Source organism: Streptomyces tsukubensis, assembly GCF_003932715.1.
Taxonomy (GTDB): domain Bacteria; phylum Actinomycetota; class Actinomycetes; order Streptomycetales; family Streptomycetaceae; genus Streptomyces; species Streptomyces tsukubensis.
Genome location: NZ_CP020700.1, coordinates 4,861,244 through 4,886,651, shown reverse-complemented (window position 1 = coordinate 4,886,651; position 25,408 = coordinate 4,861,244). Strand labels below are relative to the sequence as shown.

Genomic DNA, 25,408 nt, shown 5'->3' with positions numbered 1-25,408 from the left:
TCCCGAAAAGCGGGAACTACCAGGAGCTCTTGGTCACGCCCGGCAGCTCGCCACGGTGAGCCATCTCACGAAGGCACACGCGGCAGAGGCCGAACTTGCGGTACACGGAGTGCGGACGTCCACAGCGCTGGCAGCGGGTGTACGCGCGCACACCGAACTTGGGCTTGCGGGCGGCCTTGGCAATAAGAGCCTTCTTCGCCATCTCGCTCACGCCTCCTTGAAGGGGAAGCCGAGGTGACGAAGGAGGGCGCGGCCCTCGTCGTCGTTGGTCGCCGTGGTGACCACGGTGATGTCCATACCCCGGACGCGGTCGATCTTGTCCTGGTCGATCTCGTGGAACATGACCTGCTCCGTGAGACCGAAGGTGTAGTTGCCGCGGCCGTCGAACTGCTTCGGCGACAGGCCACGGAAGTCGCGGATGCGCGGCAGCGCCAGCGACAGGGTGCGGTCCAGGAACTCCCACATGCGGTCGCCACGGAGCGTGACGTGGGCACCGATCGGCTGACCCTCGCGCAGCTTGAACTGCGCGATGGACTTCCGGGCCTTGGTCACGGCCGGCTTCTGGCCCGTGATCGTGGTGAGGTCCTTGACGGCACCGTCGATCAGCTTGGAGTCGCGGGCGGCGTCGCCCACACCCATGTTGACCACGATCTTGACGAGGCCGGGAACCTGCATGACGTTCTCGTACGAGAACTCCTCAAGCAGCTTGCCCTTGATTTCCTCGCGGTACTTCGTCTTGAGACGCGGAGTGGTGGTGGTAGCCATCAGATGTCCTCACCCGTCCGCTTGGCAACGCGGATCTTGTTGCCCTCGTCGTCGAAGCGGTAACCGACGCGGGTCACGACCTTCTTGCCGTCCTTCTCCACGACGAGCTGAACGTTGCTCACGTGGACGGGGGCCTCGGTCGTCACGATCCCGCCGGCCTGCGAAGCGCGGCCGGGCTGGTTCGCCTTGGTGTGCTTCTTGACCCGGTTGACACCCTCGACCAGAACACGGTCCTCGCGGGGGAAGGCCGCGATGACCTTGCCCTGCTTGCCCTTGTCCTTACCGGTGATGACCTGGACCAGGTCGCCCTTCTTGATCTTCATGCTTACAGCACCTCCGGCGCGAGCGAGATGATCTTCATGAACTTCTTCTCGCGCAGCTCACGGCCCACCGGGCCGAAGATACGGGTGCCGCGAGGGTCGCCGTCGTTCTTCAGAATGACGGCGGCGTTCTCGTCGAAGCGGATGTACGAGCCGTCCTGGCGGCGGCGCTCCTTGACGGTGCGAACGATGACCGCCTTGACGACGTCACCCTTCTTCACGTTGCCACCGGGGATCGCGTCCTTGACGGTGGCGACGATGACGTCACCGATGCCCGCGTAGCGGCGGCCCGAACCACCGAGAACACGGATGCAAAGGATCTCCTTGGCACCAGTGTTGTCGGCGACACGCAGCCGCGACTCCTGCTGGATCACGTCTTATCTCCTGTTTGTCTGCCGGTTCCCCGGGGGCCGCTGTTCAGAGCGGCCCCCGGAGCCTGGCGGAACTGACCCGAGGGAAAGCCCTCGGGCGATTACTTGGCCTTTTCGAGGATCTCGACGACGCGCCAGTGCTTGGTGGCGGACAGCTTCCGGGTCTCCATCAGGAGGACGCGGTCGCCGACGCCGGCAGCGTTCTGCTCGTCGTGGGCCTTGAGCTTGTTCGTACGGCGGATGACCTTGCCGTACAGAGCGTGCTTGACGCGGTCCTCGACGGCGACGACGACGGTCTTGTCCATCTTGTCGCTGACGACCAGACCCTCACGGGTCTTCCGCGCGTTGCGCTCGTTCTCAGTCACGTTGTTCTCGCTCATCAGGCGCTCTCCACCGTTTCGATGCCCAGCTCACGCTCGCGCATCAGGGTGTAGATCCGCGCGATGTCCTTTCGGACGGCCTTCAGCCGACCGTGGTTCTCAAGCTGACCCGTCGCCGCCTGGAAGCGGAGGTTGAACAGCTCTTCCTTGGCCTCGCGGAGCTTGTTCACCAGCTCCTCGTTGCCCAGCTCGCGCAGCTCGGACGCCTTGGTTCCGGCCGACATCACGCCTCACCTGCCTCGCGCCGAACGATGCGGCACTTCATCGGAAGCTTGTGAGCAGCGCGGGTAAGCGCCTCACGAGCAATCTTCTCGTTCGGGTAGGACAGCTCGAACATCACCCGTCCGGGCTTGACGTTCGCGATCCACCACTCGGGGGAACCCTTACCGGAACCCATGCGGGTCTCGGCGGGCTTCTTCGTCAGCGGGCGGTCCGGGTAGATGTTGATCCAGACCTTGCCGCCACGCTTGATGTGGCGGGTCATCGCGATACGAGCCGCCTCGATCTGGCGGTTGGTCACGTACGCCGGCGTGAGGGCCTGGATGCCGTACTCGCCGAACGCAACCGTCGTACCACCCTTGGACATACCGCTGCGCTTCGGGTGGTGCTGCTTGCGGTGCTTGACCCTACGGGGGATCAGCATGGCGGTCAGGCCTCCGTTCCGGTGCTCTCAGCAGCCGGAGCAGCGGCAGCGGCGTCGGCCTTGGGGGCCTCGGCAGCGGCGTTCTGCTGCGGCTTGCGGCCGCGGCCGCCACGCTCGCCACCACGGCCACCACGGCCGGCCGGGCGGTCGGCGCCGCCACGAGCCGGGCGGTTGCCGGCGCGGGCAGCGGCGTTCTCGGCGCGGACCTCGGCGATGTTCTTGACGTCGCCCTTGTAGATCCAGACCTTCACGCCGATACGGCCGAAGGTGGTCTTGGCCTCGAAGAAGCCGTACTCGACGTTCGCACGGAGCGTGTGCAGCGGCACACGGCCCTCGCGGTAGAACTCCGAGCGGGACATCTCGGCGCCGCCGAGGCGGCCACCGCACTGGATCTTGATGCCCTTGGCGCCCGCCTTCATGGCGGACTGCATGCTCTTCCGCATGGCGCGGCGGAAGGACACACGGGAGGAGAGCTGCTCGGCCACGGCCTGGGCCACGAGCTGCGCGTCCACCTCGGGGTTCTTGACCTCAAGGATGTTCAGCTGCACCTGCTTGCCGGTGAGCTTCTCCAGGTCGCCGCGGATGCGGTCGGCCTCGGCGCCGCGGCGGCCGATGACGATGCCCGGACGTGCGGTGTGGATGTCCACCCGCACACGGTCACGGGTGCGCTCGATCTCGACCTTGGAGATGCCGGCGCGCTCCATGCCGGACGTCATCATCCGGCGGATGGCGACGTCTTCCTTGACGTAGTCCTTGTACAGCTTGTCGGCGTACCAGCGGGACTTGAAGTCCGTGGTGATGCCGAGCCGGAACCCATGCGGGTTAACCTTCTGGCCCATTACCGGGTTCCTTCCTTGCTGCTGACGACCACGGTGATGTGGCTGGTCCGCTTACGGATCCGGTAGGCGCGGCCCTGGGCGCGCGGACGGAACCGCTTCAGGGTCGGGCCTTCGTCCACGTACGCCTCGCTGATGAACAGCGAAGAGGCGTCGGGGTGGTCGTAGTTGTGCGCGGCGTTGGCGATGGCGCTGTCCAGCACCTTGCCGACGGGCTCGCTCGCGGCCTGCGGGGCGAAACGCAGGACCGCCTGAGCCTCCGTGGCGTCCATGCCACGGATGAGGTCCACCACGCGGCGGGCCTTCATGGGCGTGACGCGGATGTACCGCGCCTGGGCCCTGGCTTCCATGGTTGTCCCTTCAGTGTCTGACACGTTCGTCATAGTCGTTCACACCCCGCGTTAGCGGCGCTTCGACTTCCGGTCGTCCTTGACGTGGCCGCGGAAGGTGCGCGTCGGCGAGAACTCGCCGAGCTTGTGGCCGACCATCGACTCGGTGACGAACACCGGGATGTGGGTCTTGCCGTTGTGCACCGCGATCGTGTGGCCCAGCATGGCCGGGACGATCATCGAGCGACGGGACCAGGTCTTGATGACGTTCTTGGTGCCTGCTTCGTTCTGGACGTCCACCTTCTTGATCAGGTGGTCGTCGACGAAGGGCCCCTTCTTGAGACTGCGCGGCATCTAAACCCGCTCCTAGCGCTTCTTGTTCGTCTTGCGGCGGCGGACGATGTACTTGTTGCTCGCCTTCTTGGGAGAACGAGTACGACCCTCCTTCTGACCCCACGGGCTGACCGGGTGGCGTCCACCGGAGGTCTTGCCCTCACCACCACCGTGCGGGTGGTCAACCGGGTTCATCGCGACACCGCGGACGGTCGGGCGGACGCCCTTCCAGCGCATACGGCCGGCCTTGCCCCAGTTGATGTTCGACTGCTCGGCGTTGCCGACCTCGCCGATCGTGGCGCGGCAGCGGACGTCGACCAGGCGGATTTCACCGGACGGCATGCGCAGGTGGGCCATCGGGCCCTCCTTCGCCAGCAGCTGCACGGAGGCACCCGCGGAACGGGCGAACTTCGCACCGCCGCCGGGCCGCAGCTCGATGGCGTGGATGGTCGTACCGACCGGGATGTTGCGCAGCGCCAGGTTGTTGCCGGGCTTGATGTCGGCGCCCGGACCGTTCTCGATCCGGTCGCCCTGGTTCAGGCCACGGGGGGCGATGATGTAGCGCTTCTCGCCGTCCGCGTAGTGGAGCAGCGCGATGCGCGCGGTGCGGTTCGGGTCGTACTCGATGTGCGCGACCTTCGCCGGCACGCCGTCCTTGTCGTGACGACGGAAGTCGATCACTCGGTAGGCGCGCTTGTGGCCACCGCCCTGGTGGCGGACGGTCACACGACCGGTGTTGTTACGGCCGCCCTTGCTGTGCAGGGGGCGGACCAGCGACTTCTCCGGCGTGGACCGCGTGATCTCGACGAAGTCGGCGACGCTGGAGCCACGACGGCCCGGGGTCGTCGGCTTGTACTTGCGGATACCCATTGTCTCTCAGTCCTCGGAAGAATCCGGACTATCCAGACGCTCCAACCTCCGTCAGGAGGTCGGACCGCCGAAGATGTCGATACGGTCGCCCTCGGCGAGGGTCACGATGGCGCGCTTCGTGTTGGCGCGCTTGCCGAAACCGGTGCGGGTGCGCTTGCGCTTGCCCTGGCGGTTGATCGTGTTGACCCCGGTGACCTTGACCGAGAAGACCGCCTCGACGGCCTGCTTGATCTGGGTCTTGTTGGCGCGCGGGTCGACGACGAACGTGTACTTGTTCTCGTCCAGCAGCGCGTAGCTCTTCTCGGAGACAACCGGCTTGACCAGGAGGTCGCGCGGGTCCGTGAAGGTCTTGCTGGTGACGACAGCCGTGGTGTTCTCGGACATCAGGCGTCGCTCCCTTCGGTCTCGACGGCCTTGGCGGGCCCGGACACGAAGGACTCGAAAGCGGCCTGAGTGAAGACCACGTCGTCGGAGACGAGCACGTCGTACGTGTTCAGCTGGCCCGGCTCCAGGATGTGCACCTGGGGCAGGTTGCGGGCGGACAGCCACGCGGCCTCGTCGGAGCGGTCGGCGACCAGGAGCAGGTTCTTGCGCTCCGAGATCTTGCCGAACAGCGTCTTGGCGGCCTTGGTGGAGATCTCACCCTCGATCACGCCGGAGACGACGTGAATGCGGGAGTGGCGGGCCCGGTCGGAGAGGGCACCGCGGAGGGCGGCGGCCTTCATCTTCTTGGGGGTCCGCTGCGAGTAGTCACGCGGCACGGGGCCGTGGACGACGCCACCGCCGGCGAACTGCGGGGCGCGGGTCGAACCCTGACGGGCGCGGCCGGTGCCCTTCTGGCGGTACGGCTTCTTGCCACCACCACGGACCTCGCCACGCGTCTTCACCTTGTGCGTGCCCTGGCGGGCAGCGGCGAGCTGCGCAACGACGACCTGGTGGATCAGCGGGATGCTGACCTTGGCGTCGAAGATCTCGGCCGGGAGCTCGACGGTCCCGGTCTTGTCGCCCGCGGGCGACAGAATGTCAATGGTGCTCATAGTCCCTTAGGCCCCCTTGGCCGCGGTGCGGACCAGGACGAGGCCGCCGTTCGGACCAGGAACCGCGCCCTTGATGAGCAGCAGGCCCTTCTCCGCGTCAACGGCGTGAACGGTCAGGTTCTGGGTGGTGACCCGCTCGTTGCCCATGCGGCCCGCCATGCGGAGGCCCTTGAACACACGGCCCGGGGTGGCGCAGCCACCGATGGAACCGGGCGAGCGGTGCTTGCGCTGGGTGCCGTGACCGGCGCCGAGGCCCTTGAAGTTGTGACGCTTCATGACACCGGCGAAGCCCTTGCCCTTGCTCTTGCCCGTGACGTCGACCTTGACGCCGGACTCGAAGACCTCGGCCGTGATCTCCTGGCCGAGCGTGTACTCGGCGGCGTCGGAGGTACGGAGCTCCACCAGGTGGCGGCGGGGGGTCACGTCGGCCTTGGCGAAGTGGCCCTTGAGGGGCTTGTTCACCTTGCGCGGGTCGATCTCGCCGAAGGCGATCTGGACCGACTCGTAGCCGTCGCGGTCATTGGTACGGACCTGGGTCACGACACACGGCCCGGCCTTGACGACGGTCACCGGGACGACACGGTTGTTGTCGTCCCAGACCTGGGTCATGCCGAGCTTCTCGCCCAGGACGCCCTTGATCTGCTTTGCCATCTCTTCCGCGCCTCTCAGAGCTTGATCTCGATGTCAACGCCGGCCGGAAGGTCCAGGCGCATCAGCGAGTCAACGGTCTTGGGCGTCGGGTCGAGGATGTCGATCAGGCGCTTGTGCGTACGCATCTCGAAGTGCTCGCGCGAGTCCTTGTACTTGTGCGGCGACTTGATGACGCAGTACACGTTCTTCTCAGTGGGCAGCGGCACCGGGCCCGCGACCGACGCACCAGTACGCGTCACCGTCTCGACGATCTTCTTCGCCGAGGAGTCGATGACTTCGTGGTCGTAGGCCTTGAGCCGAATGCGGATCTTCTGTCCCGCCATGGCTACTCAGTAGTCCTGTCTCTTGTGTAAACGCTCTGGAACCCGGAGGGCTGATGCGGTTCTCTCCGACCCACGCGGTCGGGCGTGTCGCACTCCCTCTACGCAGATGTCCGCAGGACATCCCAACCAAGGGGGTGCGGGCCTGGCCCGCGCGCCGGGGGAGAACCACCCACCGGGTGCCTGGTCGGTACCCCGCTGACACTTCCCGGAAGATTCCCGTACGTCCGTCCCAGCGCTGCCCTGGGGCCTGACGGCCTTCGGGGCAGTTGGGACGACGAGTACTGTGGGACTCGCTTCCGGTCCTCCCGGCGGGAGGCGCGCAGCATCGGCACTCAACCGAGCAACCCGGACAGTCTGCCACACGGGTCGGCGACCTGGCCAATCGAGCCGGAAAGCGTACCCCGGGGGCTTCCCTTGTCAAACCTCGGCGCACCCGGGCGAGCCCCGAAGACTCCCGGAATCCACGCCTCCGCCGAGGGCCCGAAGGGCCGGCCGGACCGGTGGAGAGCGGACAGGGGCTAATTCGCTCGTGGAGCGGCGGCCCCCGTTTCTACAGTGGGCGGCTCCTGATCACCGGCCGGGGGGCTCCTCATGCGTACGCACTATCCACGGACCCCGCATCTGCCCTGGTCACCCGGGGCGACCCCGGACGATGTACGGATCACCGGTCCGGCCGCGTTCGCCGGGCGGGAGATCGTCGTCACCGAGAAGCTCGACGGCGAGAACACCACGCTGTACGCGGACGGACTCCACGCCCGTTCCCTCGACTCGGGCCACCATCCCTCCCGGACCTGGGCGAAGGCCCTCCAGGGGCGGGTGGGCGGGGCGATTCCGGCGGGGTGGCGGATCTGCGGCGAGAACGTGTACGCCCGGCACTCCCTCGCGTACGACGCCCTCGACGGCTACTTCTACGGCTTCTCCGTCTGGGACGACCGCGGCCGCTGTCTGCCGTGGGACCGGACGGCCGCCTTCCTGCGCGGCCTCGGGATCCCCGTACCGCCCGTCCTGTGGCGCGGCGTGTACGACGAGCGGGCGCTGCGCGGGCTGCGGATCGACACCCGGCGGCAGGAGGGCTACGTGGTCCGTACCGCCGACGGCTTCGGCACCGCGGACTTCGGCACCCGGGTCGCCAAATGGGTGCGGCCCCGGCATGTCAGGACCGGCCGCCACTGGATGCACTCCGCCGTCGTCCCGAACGGCCGGTCCCCGGGGGCGGCGCTGTGGGACGTCCGCTCCGGGGCCGCCGTGGGGGCGGCGGAGCTGGCGGCGGCCGCGGGCCTCGGGGCCGAGCCCCCGTACCCGCTCGGTGATCCCGCCGCCGCGGAAGGGCTCGGGCTGCTCGGGGAGGAACGGCTCACCGCCGCCCTCGGGCTGCTGCTGCACGCCCGGCCGCGCGGCGGGCTGGCCGGGCGGCTGGCCCCGGCGGTGGGCATGCGTACCGCCCGCCGCACGGCCGATCTGGTGGGGCTCTTCCCGAGGCTGTATCGCCCGTTCCCGGACGGGGAGCGCCGCGGCGGTCTGATCCGGATGGCGTACGCGGCGGACCCCCGCGTCCTGCATACGGTCGCCGCCGCCCTGGCACCGACCGAGGAGGCCCGGGAGCAGACCGCCTGGTCGGCGCTGTACGCGGAGGACGCCGGGCTGTTCGAAACGCCCGCGCCGTGGGAGTCGTGGCGTTTCGACGGACTGCCGCCCGGGGCCGGTGACCGCTGCCGCGCGGAGGCCCGGGAGGCGTACGCCGACGGCCGGATCTCGGGCGCCTGGGACGCGGAGGCGGCGACCTGGCGCCGGCGCGACGGCCGCTTCCCCGAGCTGGTCCAGCTGGTGGGCCCGTCCGGGAGCGGCAAGAGCACCTACGCCCGGACGGTCCGCGCCGACCGGCGGATCTCCCTGGACGCACTGCGCGAGGAGGCCGGCTCCCGGACCGACCAGCGGTCGAACGGCGCGATCCTGCGGCGCGGGCTCGACCGGCTGGACCGGGCCCTCGCGGAGGGCGGCACCGTGGTCTGGGACGCGACGTCCCTGGACCGGCGGCAGCGGGCCCCGGTGCACGCCGTCGCGACCCGGCGGAGTGCGCTGATCACCCATGCGGTCGTCCTCGTCGACGGCACGGAGCTGGTCCGGCGGAACGGGGTCCGGGAGCATCCGGTCCCGCCCGCGGTGCTGGAGCGCCAACTGCGCCGGTTCACACCCCCGTACCCCGGTGAGGCCCACCGGACCCGGTACATCGGCGCGACGGGCACGGTCGAGGACACCGACGGCTACGGACCCGGGGGCGCGGATGCGGACCAGTGAGCACATCTACCACCGGCTCCGGTGGGACACCCGTTTCGACCCGGCACGCTTCGTCGTCGGGATCGCCCAGCGCGGCACCGGGCCGAAGCGGACCCCGCTGACCTCCTTCGTACCCGGCGGGGACGTCCCCTGGCACCGGATCCTGTACTTCGAGGCCGACGGGGAACGCGTCTGGGACCGGGCGAGCGGCGCGGACCTGCTGGACGGGACGGACGCCGGGCGGGCCCGGGTGCCGCGGCGGCTGCTGCCGCCGCTGTTCGAGCCCGTCACGGTCACCGGATCGCCCGCCGCGGTGCCTGTGGCCCGTTCCGGGCTGCGGGTGCTGACCTGGAACACCCTGTGGGAACGGTACGACGCCGAGCGCATCGCCACCGCCCGCCGCCGCCCCCTGCTCGTGGCCGCCCTGCGGGCCGCCGATGCGGATGTGATCGCGCTCCAGGAGGTGGAACGGCCGCTGTACGACCTGCTGCGGGACGGCGGCTGGGCGATCGCGCCGGGGTGCCGGGAGGCTTCCGCGTACGGGCTGGCGCTGCTGAGCCGGCTGCCGGTGTACGAGACCGCCCGGCACGTCCTGGGCACGCACAAGGCCCTGCTCGCGATGGTCGTGGAGACCGCGGACGGCCCGGTGACCGTCGCCACCACCCATCTGACCAGCGACCACTCCCCCGGTGCCGCGGCCCGGCGGCGCGCGGAGCTGGGCGCGGTCTCCGAGGCGCTCGCGGCCGTCCCGGGCGATGTGGTCCTGGCGGGCGACTTCAACGACGTCACCGCGCTGCCCGCCGACGCCTTGGCGATGCGCGACGCCTGGCCGGAGGCCCGGGCTCGTGACGGGGGCGACCCGGATGCTCCGACCTTCGACCCGCGGGTCAATCCGCTGGCGGCCGTCGGCTCGCTGACCGGGCTGCCGGGCCGGATCGACCGCGTCCTCCTGCGGGGCCGCCACCGGACCGTCCGTGCGGTGCTGACCGGCACCGTCCCGGACTCCGACGGTCTGTACCCCTCGGACCACTTCGGCGTCCTGGCGTCGCTGGAGTCCCCGTGGTCCACTGCCGACGGCTCCGTCAACCGTGCGGCCAGCGATCACCCGTTCGCATGAAGATGCAGTGATTGACATGAATATACGATCCGGTCGGCCCTAGCGTCCCCGCCATGGTCACTTCCTCCCACGAGGCCGCACACCGGATCTTCCAGGAGCGACCCGAACTGCTCGCCCCGGTCTTCCGGGCCCTGAGCGTCCCCCTGCCCGAGAAAACCTCCGTCGAGGTGCTCACGGGCGATGTCACCGAGATCCGGCCGCTCGAACGCCGGGTCGACAGTCTGCTGCGGGTCGAGTCCTCCGACGGCGAGCGTTTTCTGCTGGCCGTCGAGGCACAGAGCCGGCGCGATCCGGAGAAGGCCGCGAGCTGGACGTACTACCTCGCCTACCTCGCGGCCAAGCACCGGATGCCGGCCCTGCTGCTGGTCGTCTGCCGGGACCGGGCCACGGCACGGTGGGCCGCCGGGCCCTTCACCACCGGGGTGGAGGGGTGGACCGCGCTCAGCACCCGCCCCATGGTCCTCGGCCCGGAGAACCTGCCGGTGATCACCAGCGCGCAGGAGGCGAGAAAGCACCTCGCGCTCGCCACCCTCTCCGCGATGACCCATACCACCCACCCGGAGTCCAACGCCATACTGGAGGCGCTGGCCTCCGCGCTCGGATCCGCCGCCGCCGACGGCGAATCCGGTGACTACTTCACCGAACTGCTGGAAATCGGCCTGGGGGACACCCCGGCCGGAGCTCACTGGAGGAATCTGATGGCCGTAGGCACGTACTTCCCCGGCCGGGGAACCATGCTGGAGAAGTCGTTCCTGAAGGGCGTCGCCGCGGGTCAGGCGGAAGAGCGGTCCCGGCTGATCCTCAGCGTGCTGGAGAAGCGCGGCCTCCCCGTCGCCGACGACCACCGCGAGCGGATCGCCGACTGCTCCGACCTGGATGTGCTCGACGTCTGGTGGGACCGGGTGCTCACGGTCACCAGCGCCGAGGAGCTGTTCATCGAGGAGTACGAGCCCCAGGACTGACCCCCTCTGCATCACAGCGCCGCACCGGCTCCGGGCCGGTGCGGCGTTGTCGTGTGCGGGGGAGTGTGCGGGGGAGTGTGCGAGGGCCTTCCGCCGGGGCCGTACACCCCATGACACCCCCGGCGCAGCAAAAGTCGCGGATTGCCGCGAGCAGGGGCAACCTCAACTCACGATTATCCGTCTAGATGATCGCGGGAGCGGTCCGACCAGCCCTTTCGCCAGATCGAACACATCACCGGAACGGTATTCAGCACGCCCACGGGGGCAGCCTGCCCGCTGCCGGGGAGCGGACGGAGCAGAACAACATGCACGCAGCAATCACCCCTGCCCCGGTGCGTCCCGGTGACGCCCCGGACCCGGGCGGGGACGGCGGGGCGCGTCGCCCCCGGCGCCGTACGGTGGTCGCCGCCCTGTCGGTGCTCATCGGGATCGGGGCGGGTGCCGCGGGCTGTTCGATGCCGCCGGGCCGGACCTCCGTACCGACCGCGGACCCCGCGCCCGGGATGCCCATAGCGGGCAGCCGCCGGGCCCAGCTGATGCAGATCCTCGCCCACCCCGACGACGACCTGTACTTCATGAACCCGGACACCCAGCAGATGCTGGACGCGGGTGTGCCGCTGGTCTGCGTGTACGTCACCGCGGGCGAGCACAACGGACGGAACCTGATACCGGGCTCCGCCGCCCCGCCCGTCCCCGACCGCCCCGCCTACGCCTCCGCCCGCCACCAGGGCCTGCGGCAGGCGTACGCCACCCTGCTCGGACTCGACAAGTTCACCCCGTGGACCAAGGGCGTGGCCGCGCTGCGCGGCGACCGGCAGGCCGAGATCAACACCCTCACCAACGGCGACCGCCGCGTCGAGCTGATCTTCCTCAATCTGCCGATGCACACCCGGCGGCGCCGCAACGCGCTGCCCGGGCTGTGGAAGGACCGCGGCGGGATCGGCGTGCAGAGCGTGGTGCCCGCGGACTCGCCGCTGCGCCGCAGCTCCCCGTACACCTACGACGGGCTGATCGACGTCCTCGTCGGGCTGATGGAGCAGTACCGGCCGACGGTCGTCCAGACCCTGGACCCGGACCCGGACATCCAGCACAGCGACGAGCGGACCCGTAAGAAGGATTCGGAGCAGCCCGGCTACTCCGACCACGGCGACCACACCGCCACCGCCTGCTTCAGCTGGGCGGCGATGATCCGCTGGGTGCGGGACGCGACCGGCGACGGCGGCCGGGTGCCCGGCTTCGTGGCGACGTCCTTCCGCGGCTACTACAACCGGCACTGGCCGAAGAACCTGCCGCCGCAGGTGCTGAAGACCAAGGCGTCCCACCTCGTCCCGTACGGCGGCGACCCGGAGTGGGCGTGCGGGAATCCGTCCGGCTGCGGCGACTACGCCGTCGGCGGCGTACGGCCGCTGCGCAACAAGAAGGGCTGGGTCCGCTCCACCCACCACCGCTATCCGGGCCCGCGCCCGGTCGCGGTCGCCGAGAAGGACGGGCGGCTCACGGCGTACGGCGTCCTCGGGCTGCGCGCGGTGCGCTGGCGCGAGACGGCGCCGGGCAGCCGGCGGTGGACCGAGCCCACCGACCTCGGCGGGGGTCCGCTGGCGCCCGTACTCGGGCAGACCGCCCTCCCCGACGGGCGGCTGCTGCTGTTCGGGCTGCGGTTCGCGGCGATCGGGGGCCGGGGCGCGGAGAACCGGCGGGAGATCGTCCTGCTGGAGCAGACCGTGCGCGGCGGCGGTTTCCGCGCCTGGAACGGGCTCGGCAATCCGGAGCACACCGACGACCGGAGCCGTCGCATCGGCATTCCGGTGGCGGTGACCGGGGGCGACGGGCGGGTACATCTGTTCGTACGGAACGCGGACAAGGGGATCAGCAGCCGGATCCGGGCGGCCGACGGCTCCTGGGGCGGCTGGCACGACCTCGGCGGATCGGACGTCCAGGACGGTCTGTCGGCGATCGCGGACAGCAAGGGCCGGGTGCACGTCTTCGCCGCGGCCCGGCGCGGGGTGCACCACTGGACGCAGGACGAGCCCGGCGCTCCGGTCACCTTCCGGGCCGGGAGCGGCGGTGCGCTGCCGACGCCGGGCGACGAGGTGACCGCCGTACCGCTGCCCGCGGGCCGGGTCGAGCTGTACTACCGCAGGCCCGCCTCCGCCCGGCTGATCTCCGTGACCCTCGACGGGCCTGGCGGGGCCGAGGACGCCGGGCACGACGAGGCCGGAGCCCCGGCGGCCGCCCCGGTGCGGACGACGGCCGGTATGGACGGGTACGGGCCCGTGGGCGCCGTATCGGTCGCGGGAGCCCCGGTCCTGGTGGGACGGGACCGTACGGGACGGGTCCAGCTCGTCGGCCGGGCCGGCGGGGTCCGGCGGCCGGGCTCCCTCGACTCCCCGTGCCTGGTCGTGGCGGGCTCGTCGGTGGCGGCGGTCGGGATGGACGCGGCGGCCCAGCCCTGGGTGATGCGCCCGGTGGGCACGGCGACGGTCCCCGTCAGAGCCCGCTGAGGCGAAGCCCGAGCGGAGGGCGGGTCCCGGGCGCGGCGCCGGGCCCGCCCGTACCGTACGCGCACATCCCGCGCCGAAGGCACCCCGCCCGCTCCGGCCGGGCAGCCCCGGCCCGGAAACCCCACCGCCCGCCGCACAGCGAAGAGGCCCCGCACCTTTCGGTGCGGGGCCTCTCCTATGGAGCTCGTATCAGGAGCTACCAGGTCGGATCACTTACTTCGTGATCTTGATGACCTGGCCGGCGCCGACGGTCCGGCCACCCTCACGGATGGCGAACTTGAGGCCCTCCTCCATGGCGACGGGCTGGATCAGCTCGACGGTCATGGTGGTGTTGTCGCCCGGCATGACCATCTCGGTGCCCTCGGGGAGGGTCACGACGCCGGTCACGTCCGTGGTACGGAAGTAGAACTGCGGGCGGTAGTTGTTGAAGAACGGGGTGTGACGGCCACCCTCGTCCTTCGACAGGATGTAGGCCTGGGCCTCGAACTCGGTGTGCGGCGTGACCGAACCGGGCTTGATGATGACCTGGCCGCGCTCGACGTCCTCGCGCTTGATGCCACGGAGGAGCAGACCGACGTTCTCACCGGCCTGGCCCTCGTCGAGCAGCTTGCGGAACATCTCGATGCCGGTGACCGTGGTGGTGGTCTTCTCGGTCTTGATGCCGACGATGTCGACGGTCTCGTTGACCTTGAGGACACCACGCTCGATACGACCGGTGACGACGGTGCCACGACCGGTGATCGTGAAGACGTCCTCGATCGGCATCAGGAACGGCTTGTCGACGTCACGCTCGGGCTGCGGGATCGCCTCGTCGACGGCGGCCATCAGGTTGAGGACGGACTCGCCCCACTCCTTGTCGCCCTCAAGCGCCTTGAGCGCCGAGACCTTGACGACCGGCAGGTCGTCGCCCGGGAACTCGTACTCGGAGAGGAGCTCACGAACCTCAAGCTCGACGAGCTCCAGGATCTCCTCGTCGTCCACCATGTCGGCCTTGTTCAGGGCAACGACGATGTACGGAACGCCGACCTGGCGGGCCAGGAGCACGTGCTCCTTGGTCTGCGGCATCGGGCCGTCGGTGGCGGCGACCACGAGGATGGCGCCGTCCATCTGCGCCGCACCGGTGATCATGTTCTTGATGTAGTCCGCGTGACCCGGGCAGTCGACGTGCGCGTAGTGACGCGACTCCGTCTGGTACTCGACGTGCGCGATGGAGATGGTGATACCGCGCTGACGCTCTTCGGGCGCCTTGTCGATCTGGTCGAAGGCCGAGGCCTCGTTCAGGTCCGGGTACTTGTCGTGCAGCACCTTGGTAATGGCGGCCGTAAGGGTCGTCTTACCGTGGTCGATGTGACCGATGGTGCCGATGTTGACGTGCGGCTTAGTCCGCTCGAACTTCGCCTTCGCCACTGGGGTCCTCCTGTGGAGTGGTTCTGTACGCCTTACTCATCGGCGCCAGGTGATCTTTGCTGGGATACCGGGGCCCGGGGCACTTCCCGCCGATCCGGCAGGAAATGCCCCAAGAGCTCCGGGAACAAGCCTAAAGCGTGAACTCGGGTGAGTTACTCGCCCTTGGCCTTCGCGATGATCTCCTCGGCGACGTTCCGGGGAACCTCGGCGTAGGAGTCGAACTGCATCGAGTAGCTCGCGCGACCCGACGTCTTGCTGCGGAGGTCGCCGACGTAGCCGAACATCTCCGAGAGCGGCACCAGGCCCTTGACGACCCGGGCACCGGCCCGCTCCTCCATGGCCTGGATCTGGCCACGGCGGGAGTTGATGTCACCGATGACATCGCCCATGTAGTCCTCGGGCGTGGTGACCTCGACGGCCATCATCGGCTCAAGAAGCACGGGGCTTGCCTTGCGCGCGGCCTCCTTGAAGGCCTGCGAACCGGCGATCTTGAAGGCGAGCTCGGAGGAGTCGACCTCGTGGTAGGCGCCGTCGAGAAGGGTGATGCGAACACCCGTCATCTCGTAGCCCGCCAGGATGCCGAACTGCATGGCCTCCTGCGCACCCGCGTCCACCGAGGGGATGTACTCCTTGGGGATGCGGCCACCGGTGACCTTGTTCACGAACTCGTACGAGGCGTCGCCGCCCTCGATCGGCTCGATCGCGATCTGCACCTTGGCGAACTGACCGGTACCACCGGTCTGCTTCTTGTGGGTGTAGTCCACGCGCTCGACGGCCTTGCGGATCGTCTCGCGGTACGCGACCTGCGGCTTGCCGACGTTGGCCTCGACCTTGAACTCGCGGCGCATGCGGTCGACCAGCACTTCGAGGTGAAGCTCGCCCATACCGCCGATGACGGTCTGGCCGGTCTCCTCGTTGGTGTGGACCTGGAAGGAGGGGTCCTCCTCCGCGAGACGCTGGATGGCAACACCCAGCTTCTCCTGGTCACCCTTGGACTTGGGCTCGATCGCGACCTCGATGACCGGCGCCGGGAAGTCCATGGACTCCAGGATCACCGGGTTCTTCTCGTCCGCGAGCGTCTCACCGGTGGTGGTCTGCTTCAGGCCCATGACGGCGACGATGTCGCCGGCGCCCACCGACTCGATCTCCTCACGCTTGTTGGCGTGCATACGGTAGATCTTGCCGATGCGCTCCTTGCGGCCCTTCACGGAGTTCAGCACGGCGGTGCCGGACTCCAGACGGCCGGAGTAGACGCGCACGAACGTGAGCTTGCCGAGGTGCGGGTCGCTCATGATCTTGAACGCCAGCGCCGACAGCGGCTCGTCGTCGGACGGCTTGCGCTTGACGACCAGCTCCGCGTCCTTCACGTCGTGGCCCTCGATGGCCTCGACGTCCAGGGGGGAGGGGAGGTAGCGCACGACCGCGTCGAGCAGGGGCTGGACGCCCTTGTTCTTGAACGCGGTGCCGCAGAACACCGGGGTGACCGTGGTGTCCTTCGACTTGCCGGAGGCGATGGTGATACGACGGATCGCCGCGTAGAGCTGCTCCACCGACGGCTCTTCGCCGTTCAGGTACAGCTCCATCAGCTCGTCGTCGTTCTCGGCCACGGTCTCCAGAAGCTTGCCGCGGTACTCCTCGGCAGCCTCGGTGTGGGTGGCCGGGATGTCGACGATGTCGTACATCTCGCCCTTGGTCGCCTCGGCGGACCAGACGAACGCCTTCATGGTGACCAGGTCGACGACGCCCTTGAAGTCGGCCTCGGCACCGATCGGGAGCTGCATCACGATCGGCGTCGCGCCCAGGCGGTCGCTGATCATGTCGACGCAGCGGTGGAACTCGGCACCGGTGCGGTCGAGCTTGTTGACGAAGCAGATACGCGGCACGCCGTAGCGGTCCGCCTGACGCCAGACGGTCTCGGACTGCGGCTCGACACCGGCGACACCGTCGAAGACGGTCACGGCGCCGTCGAGGACGCGGAGCGAACGCTCCACCTCGACGGTGAAGTCGACGTGGCCCGGGGTGTCGATGATGTTGATCGTGTGATCGACGTCTTCGAGCGGCCAGTGGCAGGTCGTCGCGGCGGACGTGATGGTGATGCCGCGCTCCTGCTCCTGCTCCATCCAGTCCATCGTGGCAGCGCCGTCGTGGACCTCACCGATCTTGTAGCTCACACCGGTGTAAAACAGGATGCGCTCGGTGGTCGTCGTCTTGCCCGCGTCGATGTGGGCCATGATCCCAATATTGCGGACCTTGGCCAGGTCAAGCGAAGTGGTGGCCATATGGCTCAGTCTTCTCTCGGTCTCGATGGGGGTAGCGACTACCAGCGGTAGTGCGCGAAGGCCTTGTTGGACTCGGCCATCTTGTGCGTGTCCTCACGCTTCTTGACCGAAGCGCCGAGGCCGTTCGAGGCGTCCAGCAGCTCGTTCATGAGGCGCTCGGTCATGGTCTTCTCGCGGCGGGCGCGGGAGTAACCCACGACCCAGCGCAGCGCGAGGGTGGAGGCGCGGCCGGGCTTGACCTCAATCGGCACCTGGTAGGTCGCACCACCGACACGGCGGGACTTGACCTCAAGGGACGGCTTGACGTTCTCCAGCGCACGCTTCAGCGTGATGACCGGGTCGGCGCCGGTCTTCTCGCGGAGACCCTCCATGGCGCCGTAGACGATCCGCTCGGCGGTGGAGCGCTTGCCGTTCAGCAGGATCTTGTTGATGAGCGACGTCACCAGAGGAGAGCCGTAGACCGGGTCGATGATGACCGGGCGCTTCGGGGCGGGGCCCTTACGAGGCATTCTTACTTCTCCTTCTTGGCGCCGTAGCGGCTGCGGGCCTGCTTGCGGTTCTTGACACCCTGGGTGTCGAGAGAACCGCGGATGATCTTGTAGCGAACACCCGGCAGGTCCTTCACACGGCCACCACGCACGAGCACGATGGAGTGCTCCTGCAGGTTGTGTCCCTCACCCGGGATGTAGGCCGTGACCTCGATGCCAGAGGTCAGACGCACACGCGCGACCTTACGGAGCGCCGAGTTCGGCTTCTTCGGGGTGGTCGTGAACACACGCGTGCAGACGCCGCGGCGCTGGGGCGAACCCTCCAGTGCGGGCGTCTTGTTCTTCTCGACCTTGTCCTGCCGGCCCTTGCGGACCAACTGCTGGATCGTAGGCACTACTTCTCCGGTTTCTGTGTGCCGATCGTGAAACTAACCTGGAACGTCACCGACCCACGCGGTCGGGTGTGTCGAAGCTGCGGGGCTCCTCCGCAGAGCGGAGAGGGCGCAGATTGCGGTGGCCGTTCTAGGGGCTCGCATGCGGTTGAGGACACGCACAGGAGCCCAGGCACACCCCAGGCACAAGGTCTGAGCGTACCTATCGCACGGACCTGGGTCAAAACAAATGCCCACGCGGTCCGGACCTCGCGGGACGCCGCGGAACTCCCCCTCCGGGCCGATCGCCGGGTGGTACGGGGCCGGGGCCGGGGCCGGGCCCGGGAAGCCGGAGGGCCCGGAAGGGCCGGGACCACCACCGTACGGGACGGCCCTCAGGGCCCGGGGTGGTCCGGATCACCGGCGGGAGGGTCCCCGGGGGGCGTTTCGGCGGGCGGTTCGGGTTCCCGCGGCGGGCGGCGGACCGTCCCGAGCGGGGGAATGGTCGGAACCTTCGATTTGCGGCTCTTCGCGGCGAAGCCGGGCTGGGGGCGGGGCTGCGCGGCCGCGCCCCCCTCGGGCCCGCCCTCCGCTTCCCCGCCGCGCCTGGCCTGCCCGGCCTGCCCGGTGTCCCCGGCCTCCTCGCCGTCTCCGTCCGGCACCCCGGTACGGGACCGGTGCGCCCGGGGCGTCCGCCCCCCGGCGCGCTCCCGTTCCGCGGCCCGGCCCTCCCCCGTATCAACGGGTCCCCCGTGCCCCCCGTGTCCCCCGTGTCCGGTGCTGCGCCCCGACGGGCTCTGGAAGTCCTGGGGGAAGGGGATGACGGCGGCCTGTCCCGGGGTGCGGTCGACGAGCCTCAGCGGGCGCGTGGCGGCCGCGGCGAGCGCCTCCTCCAGGGCGGGGGCGTACTCGGCGGCGGCGTCCCGCCAGCCCATCGCGTACGCCTCGACCTCCCTGCGGTCGAGCTCCTCGCGCAGCAGCACGGCTATCCGGTCCGGGGAGTGGGCTTCCAGCAGGTGTCCGACCAGTTCGAGCAGTCCGGGGAGATCGCCGTCGGACGGGGTGCCGGGGAGCCGGGAGGAGGACGGTGCGGATGCCGCGGTCGCTGCCGCCCGCCCCGCCGACCGCTCGCGCTCGGACATGCCCGCCCCCACCCCCGTCGTCCACTGACCGCCTGCTCGTGTGCCGTACGACGAGAACGCCCCGGGAGACGCCCCCGTGCCCGGTCCCGCGTCGTACGGGTGTCCGGCCTGCGTAAATGCGGGGGAACAGGTGGTGACAGCTTACTGACAGCCGGTTTCGACCGGACGGGGAAGCCCCGGAGCCCGGCCTTCCGCCACCGGGCGGCCCGGCCGTGGAGGCCGGGTGGAGGCGGGCAGGTCGTACGGGGCGAGGGGGCGGGGCGCCCCGGGCCGGGCCCGCGGAGACCCGGCCCGGGGACTCCGTACGCCCGGACACGACCCGGCGCCGGAGAGCCCCTCGCCTTGCGGCGGCACGCCGGCCCACGGCGGGCCGGTGACGGGTGCGGGCAGAGTGGAGCCGGAGTACGGAGTACCCCGGGCCGGGGTACTCCGTACACCCGGACACGACCCGGCACCGGGGAGCCCCTCGCCTTGCGGCGGCACGCCCCCCGGGGGAGCCCCAGGTCCCGACGGCGCTGCTTCGCGGACACGACCCGGGACACGGGCCGCCCTCGGGGACCTGCCGGGCCGAGCGGGTCCCGCACGGCGGAGCCCCGGCCGGTACGGGCGAGCGACCACCCAGGAGCGGGGCCCGGCCCCTGGGCGGGCCCTCGCCCCAGTCCTTCGGGGCCGGTCCCGAGACGCGCCGGGCCCGCACGGGCCCCGTACCGGCAAGGCCCTGCACCGGGCCGGGGAGGCAGTGGACGGCAGCCGGCCGGCTGCGGTCGGCCGTCACTTCACGGCCGGAGAGCCCGGCCAGTACCGGCGAGCGTCCGCCCCCGAGCGGGTCCCGCCCCCGGGCCGGCCCTCGCCTCAGTCCTTGGCGATCGGCGCGCGCCGCCGCGCCGGTTCGGGGGGCAGGAACTGGCCCGCCACCCGGATGAACATCTCCCGCTGATCGGCGGGCACGCCCAGCCCCGCGGCAGCCTCCTCCAGCGTCAGTCGGCGCTCCCCCGGCACCGCCGCGGCCCCCGCCTCCGGGGTCTGCGGAAGCGGAAGATCGTCCTCGGTGAGCCGGCCCGAGCGGATGAGCATGTCCCGTACGGGCACATCGAGCACATGGGCGAGGCGGCGGGTCGTCTCCAGGTCCGGCATGGACTGCCGCTGGAGCAGCCGGGTGATCGCGGCGCGGTGCACCCCGGCTTCGTCGGCCAGCCGCGATTTGCCTCCGCCGCGCGGGCTGTCGATGTCGTATCCACGGCGGCGGATGAGGTCTTCGATCCAGGTGGCGAACTGTTCCAGGCCACTGGCTGTCATATTCGGGTCGCCTCCCTCCGAAGCGACCCTCAGACTATCGCGCTTGCGCGCAAGGAATTACGTGATTGCGCACTCCCACGCCCCAAGCCGCCGGGCCTGACGGACCAACTGACGCCGAAGTTAGTTGCGGGCGCACGCGCAACATGTCACCGTGCGAAGTCGCAACACTTCCGTCGCACGCCTGGAGGCGTCGTATGACCGTGTCCGAATCGCCTGCCTCGCCGCGGTGGCGCACCGCGGCCGCCTGCGCCGGACTGCCGCCGCAGATCATCTTCGCGCGCCGGGAAGCAGAGGCCCGACCTGCGCTGGAAGCCTGTCGGCGCTGTCCGGTCGCCCGGCGCTGCGAAGAGTCGGTCGCCCCGGCCGAAAGCTACTTCGACGGCGTCAGCGCCGGGCGCCTCTGGCGCAACGGACGGCTGGTGCGGCTCCACGGCCATTATGTTGCGCCGTCGCACGTTGCCTTGGGAGGCGACGCTTCCGGCGGACTGGCGCGGCCGGCGTGAAACGCGCATTCACTTCTCCTTACCCAGACGTACCCGAAGTCAACGCATCCACGGCATCCCCTGCGGGGCGTGCGGTACGCACCCCGCCGGCCCGCCGGAGGGGTCGCCCGTCGAAGTCCATGAGCAGGAGGCACCGTTGAACACGGTCACGCAGGACGCAGCCGTCTACATCGAGACGCTCCACCGCCGGTTCCCGGAGCTGCTGACCGAACTGGCGCCCGGCAGACGCCCGCCGACCGTGCCGGGCGCCGGGCGCCGCCCGTCCGGCGGGCCGTCCGCCCCGCTGCGGCTGCACGTCTCGGACGCCGTACGCGATATCACCGACGGCGTCGTCGAACTGGACGAGGCGGTGCACGACCGGCTCCGGCTCGGGCGCCCCCGCCATGCCCGGGTGCCGCAGCGGCTGGCCCGGATCGCCTCGCTGCTGGACGAGCTCGATGCCCACCCCGATCTCGCGGAGCACGTACGCGACGAGGCCCGGCGGATGACCGGCCGGTGCGGCCGGGCGCTCGGGGACCCGGAGCCGGTGGTCCGGGTCGGCGGACGCTGCCCCTGGTGCGATTCGGTGTCGCTGCGGGCCTTCCCGGACCGCCGCGCGGTGCTCTGTGTGAACCCGGGCTGCCGCTGCGGGGCGGAGGAGTGCCCCTGCGGTACGGATCCGGCGCACCGCCACACCTGGCACGAGTCGGCCGGCGGCCCACCGCCCGGAACCCCGCCGGGCACGGGCTGGCGGACGGTCTCCGCGGCGATGGACGCGGCGGCGGAAGGGGCCCGCCGATGACCGCGGCGGTACGGGCCGGGGGCCCGGCGGGCCGGCGCGCTCCGGCAGTGGGGCCGCTGATCACCGGCGCGCTGGCCGCGGCGGAGGCCGGAGTCGTTCCGGCGACCATCCGCAAATGGGTCCAGCTGGGTCATCTGGCCCCGGCGGGCCGCCGGGGCCGCGCCGGGCTCTACCGCCTGGAGGACGTCTTCGCGGCGGAACGCGCCACCAGACGCCGCTGACGGCCCGGCCGGAAGGATAAAGAGGCGGCCACCCCACCACGGGGTGGCCGCCTCTTCTTGTGCGCGCCCGCACGATTTGGTTGCGCGCTCGCGCGCAGTCGATCACCATGGGTGCAGCGGCGGAGCTGTGCCCGCATCCCTCCGGATCTCCCTCCCGGGCACGGCTCCGCCGCCGTTCTCCGCCGGTTCCCGCCGGGACGGGCCGCCGGAATGGCCGTACGCACGCCGAACGGACACCGGACGCGGGCGGTGGCGCCCACCCGCACGCCGTACCCGCACGGTGGCGCAACCCACGCCCGCACAGCGCAGGGCACGCGGCGGTGCCCACCCGCCCGCGCACCGTGCGCACCGCACCCGCTCGTACGAACAGGAGTGAAACCGTCATGAGCACACCCGTCCCGAGCACCTTCCCCGATATCGAGGCCATCGTCGTCGACCTGCTGCGCAACCGGCCCGAGCTGGGCGGCGCGGTCGTCGACGAGACCCCGCCCGCCGGATTCAACGGCACCCAGCGGGCCGTCATCGTCTCCCGGCGGGGCGGCGCCTGGGTCGAGGACCTCCATGTCGACCAGCCGCTGATCGAACTGGAGGTCTACGGGCCGGACAAGACGTCCGCGCACGTCCTGACCAACGCGGCACGTGCCGTCCTGCTCCGCTCCCGCGGACTGGCCCTGGGCACCTCGGTCATCACCGATGTGAGCGAGGCCGACGGGCCGCGGTGGCAGCCGGACTTCGTGTACGCGGGGGCCAACCGCTACCAGTGCGTACTGCGCATGACCGTACGCACCAACTGACCCTCCCCTCCCCCCACCCACAGACCAGGCCTCGCCCCCTCCGGGCGGGGCCTGTGCCGTATCCGCGGCACCCCGCCCGGACCGCCAAGGCCCGGGCACCCATCACACACAAGGAGTGTTCATGTCGAACAACTCGTCCGAGATCCGCGTCGCAGGCACCGGCCGCGTCCTCGTCGGCGCGGTCGGCGCGGCCGCGCCGACCACCTTCTCCGCCAACCCCGCGGGCGACTGGAGCAACGCCTGGACGGACCTCGGCTACACCACGACCGACGGTGTCACCTTCGCCAAGAAGGACAAGCTGGACCCGGTGGAGACCTGGCAGGCCATCAGCCCGGCCCGCTTCGTCTACTCGGACCGCGACCTCACCCTGAAGTTCGCGATGCTCCAGTTCAACGAGAACACCCTGCCGTTCTTCATCGGCGGCTCGAAGGGCGACGTCAAGCCGGTCGGCACCAACACCGGGGTCTTCAGCCTGGACATCCCGGACGGCCCGACGTTCGACGAGCGGGCCCTCGGCCTGGAGTTCACCGACGGCAAGGACATCACCTACCGGTTCGTCATCCCCCGCGGCCAGGTGACCGCCGCCGACGACGTGAAGCTGGCCCGTAAGTCGGCCGCGTCGCTCGGGGTCACCTTCACCGCGCTGTCCCAGGGCGCGACCGCCCCGCTGGCCACCTTCTACATGAAGGACCCGGCGTACGCGGCGGCGCCCGTCACCCCGTAACACCCCTGCACCGGGCGGGGCCGGTCCGTTCGACGGACCGGCCCCGCCCGGCAAGGAGCGTTTCCCCACCCTTACTTCCTTCAGGAGGAACCCAGATGGCCAACTTCGACGTCAACGCCGCCCGCGCCCAGCGCCAGGAGGCCACCGGCCGCACCTGGTCCTTCGGGATCGACGACGAGACCTTCGATCTGCCCACCGAGCTGACCCGGGCCACCGCCAAGGCGATGCAGAAGCTGGACGACAACGACGTCGACGGGCTGCTGTCGCTGCTGATGGGCAAGGAGCAGTTCGCCCGGTTCGCCAAGCACGAGATCACCTTGCAGGACATCGCGGCGGTCCTCAACGCGTACGGCAAGGAGACCGGGCTCGGCCTGGGGGAAGACTGAGCCTCGTCGAGTTCGTCGAAGAACACGCCGAGGCACTCGAAGCCGATCTGCTGCGCTACTACCACCTCGACCTGCTCGACTGGCACCGCGGTGAGCTCTCGTCCCGACGGCTGCTGGCGCTCGTCCAGCACCTGCCGCGGGAGAGCGCCGTCAACCGGGCGATCAACGGCGAGGTGGCGGACTGGTCCGTGACGGACTACCTCCTGGCGGCGGCGGTGGACCAGCTGGCGATCGCCAACTGGATGTTCACCTGCGTCAACTCCGATGACCCGCCGGAGCCCCCTGAGCCCGTGGCCCGGCCCGGCGGGCGGGGCGACGAGGGCGGCGCTGACGCGGCACTCCGCCCGCCCGCGGACGCCACGGCGAACACCACCGGCGTGGTCCCGCCCAGCCCCACCGAGCTGGCCAGATTCTTCAGCTGACCCGTACAGGAGCAGCCATGCCAGAACCGAACGCACTCCCGCCTCCGGAGGGAAACAGCGAATCCGGCGCCCAGCCCGCCGGCGCCAAATCCGAACCCAAACCGCCACCGAAAACTGAAAAGACAGAAGCCAAAACCTGTCTGACGATTGAGGAGATCCGGAAGGCCCTCGACAAGGACAGCACGAAGGAAGAACCGTTCGCCACCCAGAAGTGGGTGGAGCAGCAGCAGGAACTCAAGTTCGAGGTCCAGGCGGAGCCGTGGAAGAACCCGGAGATGTATCTCGCCCCCATCATCGGACTCGCGCTCTTCAAGCTGGAGATCATCCCGGGGGACTTCACAGCGCAGGGCAATAACTGGTTTCAGCGGAATGCCATCCTCAGGCCCGCCAACGCGAGCAAGAGGTGGTGGCAGGGCGACAACTTCGTCAGGAGGTTGCGGAACAGGAACTCCGCGGCGGACCCCGCGAACGGGGAGGACGAGGGAACTACCCCCGCGCCGCAGGACGAGGACAACGGGGGCGACGGCGACGGTACGCCCGGAAGCACCCCCCCACCGGCCGGCGAGGACGGCTCTCGCCGCCCGCCTCCCACCACCCCGCCTCCCGCCGATCCGGCGACCCCCCCGCGCTCCCGGTGGCAGCGTTTCCGGGATGCCACCGCCGCCCCCGACGACGACGAGTCGTGGCAGACGCCCATGGACCGCGCCAACCGGGACATGGCGAAGCTCGTCGGCCGGGTCGACAAGATCGAGGACCGGCTCAAGAACAGCCGGACGGCCGTGACCAACAACACGACGGCCACGCCCTCGCTCGACAGCCTCCAGCGGCAGGTGACCGCCCTGTCACAGGCCCTCGGCGAATGACCGGCCGGACTCGCGCCCG

General features: G+C 70.1%; 33 protein-coding genes. 12 read left to right on the top strand and 21 right to left on the bottom strand.

Annotation, left to right across the window (positions count from 1 at the left end):
* Positions 1 to 16: 16 nt before the first annotated feature.
* From B7R87_RS20150 to rpsJ, 15 genes are all read right to left on the bottom strand, one after another.
* Complete coding sequence (locus B7R87_RS20150) at positions 17 to 202, bottom strand: type Z 30S ribosomal protein S14 (RefSeq protein ID WP_003956452.1); 186 nt, start codon at positions 200 to 202, stop codon at positions 17 to 19.
* Between the two features lie 5 nt (positions 203 to 207).
* Positions 208 to 765, bottom strand: coding sequence for a 50S ribosomal protein L5 (gene rplE, locus B7R87_RS20145; RefSeq protein WP_006347223.1), 558 nt, complete (start codon positions 763 to 765; stop codon positions 208 to 210).
* Positions 765 to 1,088 (bottom strand): 50S ribosomal protein L24, encoded by a 324-nt coding sequence (gene rplX, locus B7R87_RS20140; protein ID WP_006347224.1) that lies wholly within the window; start codon positions 1,086 to 1,088, stop codon positions 765 to 767. Before rplX ends, rplE begins: the two co-directional genes overlap by 1 nt.
* A gap of 2 nt (positions 1,089 to 1,090) precedes the next feature.
* Positions 1,091 to 1,459 (bottom strand): 50S ribosomal protein L14, encoded by a 369-nt coding sequence (rplN, locus tag B7R87_RS20135; RefSeq protein ID WP_003956455.1) that lies wholly within the window; start codon positions 1,457 to 1,459, stop codon positions 1,091 to 1,093.
* Between the two features lie 98 nt (positions 1,460 to 1,557).
* Positions 1,558 to 1,836 carry a 30S ribosomal protein S17 gene (rpsQ, locus tag B7R87_RS20130; protein ID WP_006347225.1) on the bottom strand — a complete coding sequence of 93 codons (279 nt, stop codon included), beginning with the start codon at positions 1,834 to 1,836 and terminating at the stop codon, positions 1,558 to 1,560.
* Positions 1,836 to 2,060 carry a 50S ribosomal protein L29 gene (gene rpmC, locus B7R87_RS20125; protein WP_006347226.1) on the bottom strand — a complete coding sequence of 75 codons (225 nt, stop codon included), beginning with the start codon at positions 2,058 to 2,060 and terminating at the stop codon, positions 1,836 to 1,838. Before rpmC ends, rpsQ begins: the two co-directional genes overlap by 1 nt.
* A complete protein-coding gene (rplP, locus tag B7R87_RS20120) occupies positions 2,060 to 2,479 on the bottom strand; it encodes a 50S ribosomal protein L16 (protein ID WP_006347227.1) in 420 nt (139 codons plus the stop codon). The genes rpmC and rplP overlap by 1 nt, the downstream gene beginning before the upstream one ends.
* Positions 2,480 to 2,484: 5 nt before the next feature.
* Complete coding sequence (rpsC, locus tag B7R87_RS20115) at positions 2,485 to 3,318, bottom strand: 30S ribosomal protein S3 (RefSeq protein WP_130584903.1); 834 nt, start codon at positions 3,316 to 3,318, stop codon at positions 2,485 to 2,487.
* Positions 3,318 to 3,665: a 50S ribosomal protein L22 gene (gene rplV / locus B7R87_RS20110; RefSeq protein ID WP_006347229.1), complete on the bottom strand. Its 348-nt coding sequence runs from the start codon at positions 3,663 to 3,665 to the stop codon at positions 3,318 to 3,320. Before rplV ends, rpsC begins: the two co-directional genes overlap by 1 nt.
* Before the next feature lie 51 nt (positions 3,666 to 3,716).
* The gene (rpsS, locus tag B7R87_RS20105; RefSeq protein ID WP_003948639.1) at positions 3,717 to 3,998 is read right to left on the bottom strand and encodes a 30S ribosomal protein S19; all 282 of its coding nucleotides are present in this window, start codon (positions 3,996 to 3,998) and stop codon (positions 3,717 to 3,719) included.
* Positions 3,999 to 4,010: 12 nt separating this feature from the next.
* A complete protein-coding gene (gene rplB, locus B7R87_RS20100; RefSeq protein ID WP_006347230.1) occupies positions 4,011 to 4,847 on the bottom strand; it encodes a 50S ribosomal protein L2 in 837 nt (278 codons plus the stop codon).
* Between the two features lie 51 nt (positions 4,848 to 4,898).
* Entirely contained in the window at positions 4,899 to 5,231 is a 333-nt protein-coding gene (gene rplW / locus B7R87_RS20095; RefSeq protein WP_006347231.1) for a 50S ribosomal protein L23, read from the bottom strand.
* On the bottom strand, positions 5,231 to 5,884 hold the full coding sequence (gene rplD / locus B7R87_RS20090) for a 50S ribosomal protein L4 (RefSeq protein WP_006347232.1): 654 nt from the start codon (positions 5,882 to 5,884) through the stop codon (positions 5,231 to 5,233). Before rplD ends, rplW begins: the two co-directional genes overlap by 1 nt.
* Before the next feature lie 6 nt (positions 5,885 to 5,890).
* Positions 5,891 to 6,535: a 50S ribosomal protein L3 gene (gene rplC, locus B7R87_RS20085; protein WP_006347233.1), complete on the bottom strand. Its 645-nt coding sequence runs from the start codon at positions 6,533 to 6,535 to the stop codon at positions 5,891 to 5,893.
* Between the two features lie 14 nt (positions 6,536 to 6,549).
* Entirely contained in the window at positions 6,550 to 6,858 is a 309-nt protein-coding gene (gene rpsJ, locus B7R87_RS20080) for a 30S ribosomal protein S10 (protein WP_003948644.1), read from the bottom strand.
* A 591-nt stretch (positions 6,859 to 7,449) separates the two neighbouring features.
* Between rpsJ and B7R87_RS20075 the strand changes: the two genes are divergently transcribed.
* The 4 genes from B7R87_RS20075 (at position 7,450) to B7R87_RS20060 (ending at position 13,712) form a co-directional block, all read left to right on the top strand.
* Positions 7,450 to 9,153, top strand: coding sequence for an RNA ligase family protein (locus tag B7R87_RS20075; RefSeq protein ID WP_130584904.1), 1,704 nt, complete (start codon positions 7,450 to 7,452; stop codon positions 9,151 to 9,153).
* Positions 9,140 to 10,249: an RNA repair domain-containing protein gene (locus B7R87_RS20070; RefSeq protein WP_006347236.1), complete on the top strand. Its 1,110-nt coding sequence runs from the start codon at positions 9,140 to 9,142 to the stop codon at positions 10,247 to 10,249. The genes B7R87_RS20075 and B7R87_RS20070 overlap by 14 nt, the downstream gene beginning before the upstream one ends.
* 53 nt (positions 10,250 to 10,302) lie before the next feature.
* Complete coding sequence (locus tag B7R87_RS20065; RefSeq protein ID WP_006347237.1) at positions 10,303 to 11,211, top strand: hypothetical protein; 909 nt, start codon at positions 10,303 to 10,305, stop codon at positions 11,209 to 11,211.
* A gap of 305 nt (positions 11,212 to 11,516) precedes the next feature.
* Entirely contained in the window at positions 11,517 to 13,712 is a 2,196-nt protein-coding gene (locus tag B7R87_RS20060; protein WP_078902180.1) for a PIG-L family deacetylase, read from the top strand.
* 213 nt (positions 13,713 to 13,925) lie between these two features.
* On the opposite strand, the gene tuf is transcribed toward B7R87_RS20060, so the two are convergent.
* The 6 genes from tuf to B7R87_RS20030 form a co-directional block, all read right to left on the bottom strand.
* Positions 13,926 to 15,119: an elongation factor Tu gene (tuf, locus tag B7R87_RS20055; protein WP_006347239.1), complete on the bottom strand. Its 1,194-nt coding sequence runs from the start codon at positions 15,117 to 15,119 to the stop codon at positions 13,926 to 13,928.
* 152 nt (positions 15,120 to 15,271) lie between these two features.
* Positions 15,272 to 17,398: an elongation factor G gene (fusA, locus tag B7R87_RS20050; RefSeq protein WP_006347240.1), complete on the bottom strand. Its 2,127-nt coding sequence runs from the start codon at positions 17,396 to 17,398 to the stop codon at positions 15,272 to 15,274.
* 38 nt (positions 17,399 to 17,436) lie between these two features.
* The gene (gene rpsG, locus B7R87_RS20045; protein WP_006347241.1) at positions 17,437 to 17,907 is read right to left on the bottom strand and encodes a 30S ribosomal protein S7; all 471 of its coding nucleotides are present in this window, start codon (positions 17,905 to 17,907) and stop codon (positions 17,437 to 17,439) included.
* 2 nt (positions 17,908 to 17,909) lie between these two features.
* Positions 17,910 to 18,281 (bottom strand): 30S ribosomal protein S12, encoded by a 372-nt coding sequence (gene rpsL / locus B7R87_RS20040; protein ID WP_003948652.1) that lies wholly within the window; start codon positions 18,279 to 18,281, stop codon positions 17,910 to 17,912.
* Between the two features lie 371 nt (positions 18,282 to 18,652).
* Positions 18,653 to 19,399 carry a hypothetical protein gene (locus B7R87_RS20035; RefSeq protein WP_130584905.1) on the bottom strand — a complete coding sequence of 249 codons (747 nt, stop codon included), beginning with the start codon at positions 19,397 to 19,399 and terminating at the stop codon, positions 18,653 to 18,655.
* A gap of 852 nt (positions 19,400 to 20,251) precedes the next feature.
* The gene (locus B7R87_RS20030) at positions 20,252 to 20,695 is read right to left on the bottom strand and encodes a helix-turn-helix domain-containing protein (protein ID WP_006347242.1); all 444 of its coding nucleotides are present in this window, start codon (positions 20,693 to 20,695) and stop codon (positions 20,252 to 20,254) included.
* A gap of 194 nt (positions 20,696 to 20,889) precedes the next feature.
* Here B7R87_RS20030 and B7R87_RS20025 point away from each other — a divergent pair, with 194 nt between their 5' ends.
* The 8 genes from B7R87_RS20025 (at position 20,890) to B7R87_RS19990 (ending at position 25,389) form a co-directional block, all read left to right on the top strand.
* Positions 20,890 to 21,198 carry a WhiB family transcriptional regulator gene (locus B7R87_RS20025; protein ID WP_078902181.1) on the top strand — a complete coding sequence of 103 codons (309 nt, stop codon included), beginning with the start codon at positions 20,890 to 20,892 and terminating at the stop codon, positions 21,196 to 21,198.
* A 136-nt stretch (positions 21,199 to 21,334) separates the two neighbouring features.
* Entirely contained in the window at positions 21,335 to 21,979 is a 645-nt protein-coding gene (locus tag B7R87_RS20020; protein ID WP_130584906.1) for a hypothetical protein, read from the top strand.
* Positions 21,976 to 22,200, top strand: coding sequence for a hypothetical protein (locus B7R87_RS20015; protein ID WP_130584907.1), 225 nt, complete (start codon positions 21,976 to 21,978; stop codon positions 22,198 to 22,200). Before B7R87_RS20020 ends, B7R87_RS20015 begins: the two co-directional genes overlap by 4 nt.
* Before the next feature lie 383 nt (positions 22,201 to 22,583).
* Positions 22,584 to 22,994, top strand: coding sequence for a hypothetical protein (locus B7R87_RS20010; RefSeq protein ID WP_006347245.1), 411 nt, complete (start codon positions 22,584 to 22,586; stop codon positions 22,992 to 22,994).
* A gap of 121 nt (positions 22,995 to 23,115) precedes the next feature.
* Positions 23,116 to 23,718, top strand: a complete 603-nt coding sequence (locus B7R87_RS20005) for a phage tail tube protein (protein WP_006347246.1) — start codon at positions 23,116 to 23,118, stop codon at positions 23,716 to 23,718.
* A 95-nt stretch (positions 23,719 to 23,813) separates the two neighbouring features.
* Positions 23,814 to 24,104 (top strand): hypothetical protein, encoded by a 291-nt coding sequence (locus B7R87_RS20000; RefSeq protein WP_006347247.1) that lies wholly within the window; start codon positions 23,814 to 23,816, stop codon positions 24,102 to 24,104.
* A gap of 188 nt (positions 24,105 to 24,292) precedes the next feature.
* A complete protein-coding gene (locus B7R87_RS34410; protein ID WP_391116020.1) occupies positions 24,293 to 24,526 on the top strand; it encodes a hypothetical protein in 234 nt (77 codons plus the stop codon).
* Between the two features lie 17 nt (positions 24,527 to 24,543).
* Positions 24,544 to 25,389, top strand: a complete 846-nt coding sequence (locus tag B7R87_RS19990; protein WP_006347249.1) for a hypothetical protein — start codon at positions 24,544 to 24,546, stop codon at positions 25,387 to 25,389.
* The last annotated feature ends 19 nt before the right edge of the window (positions 25,390 to 25,408 follow it).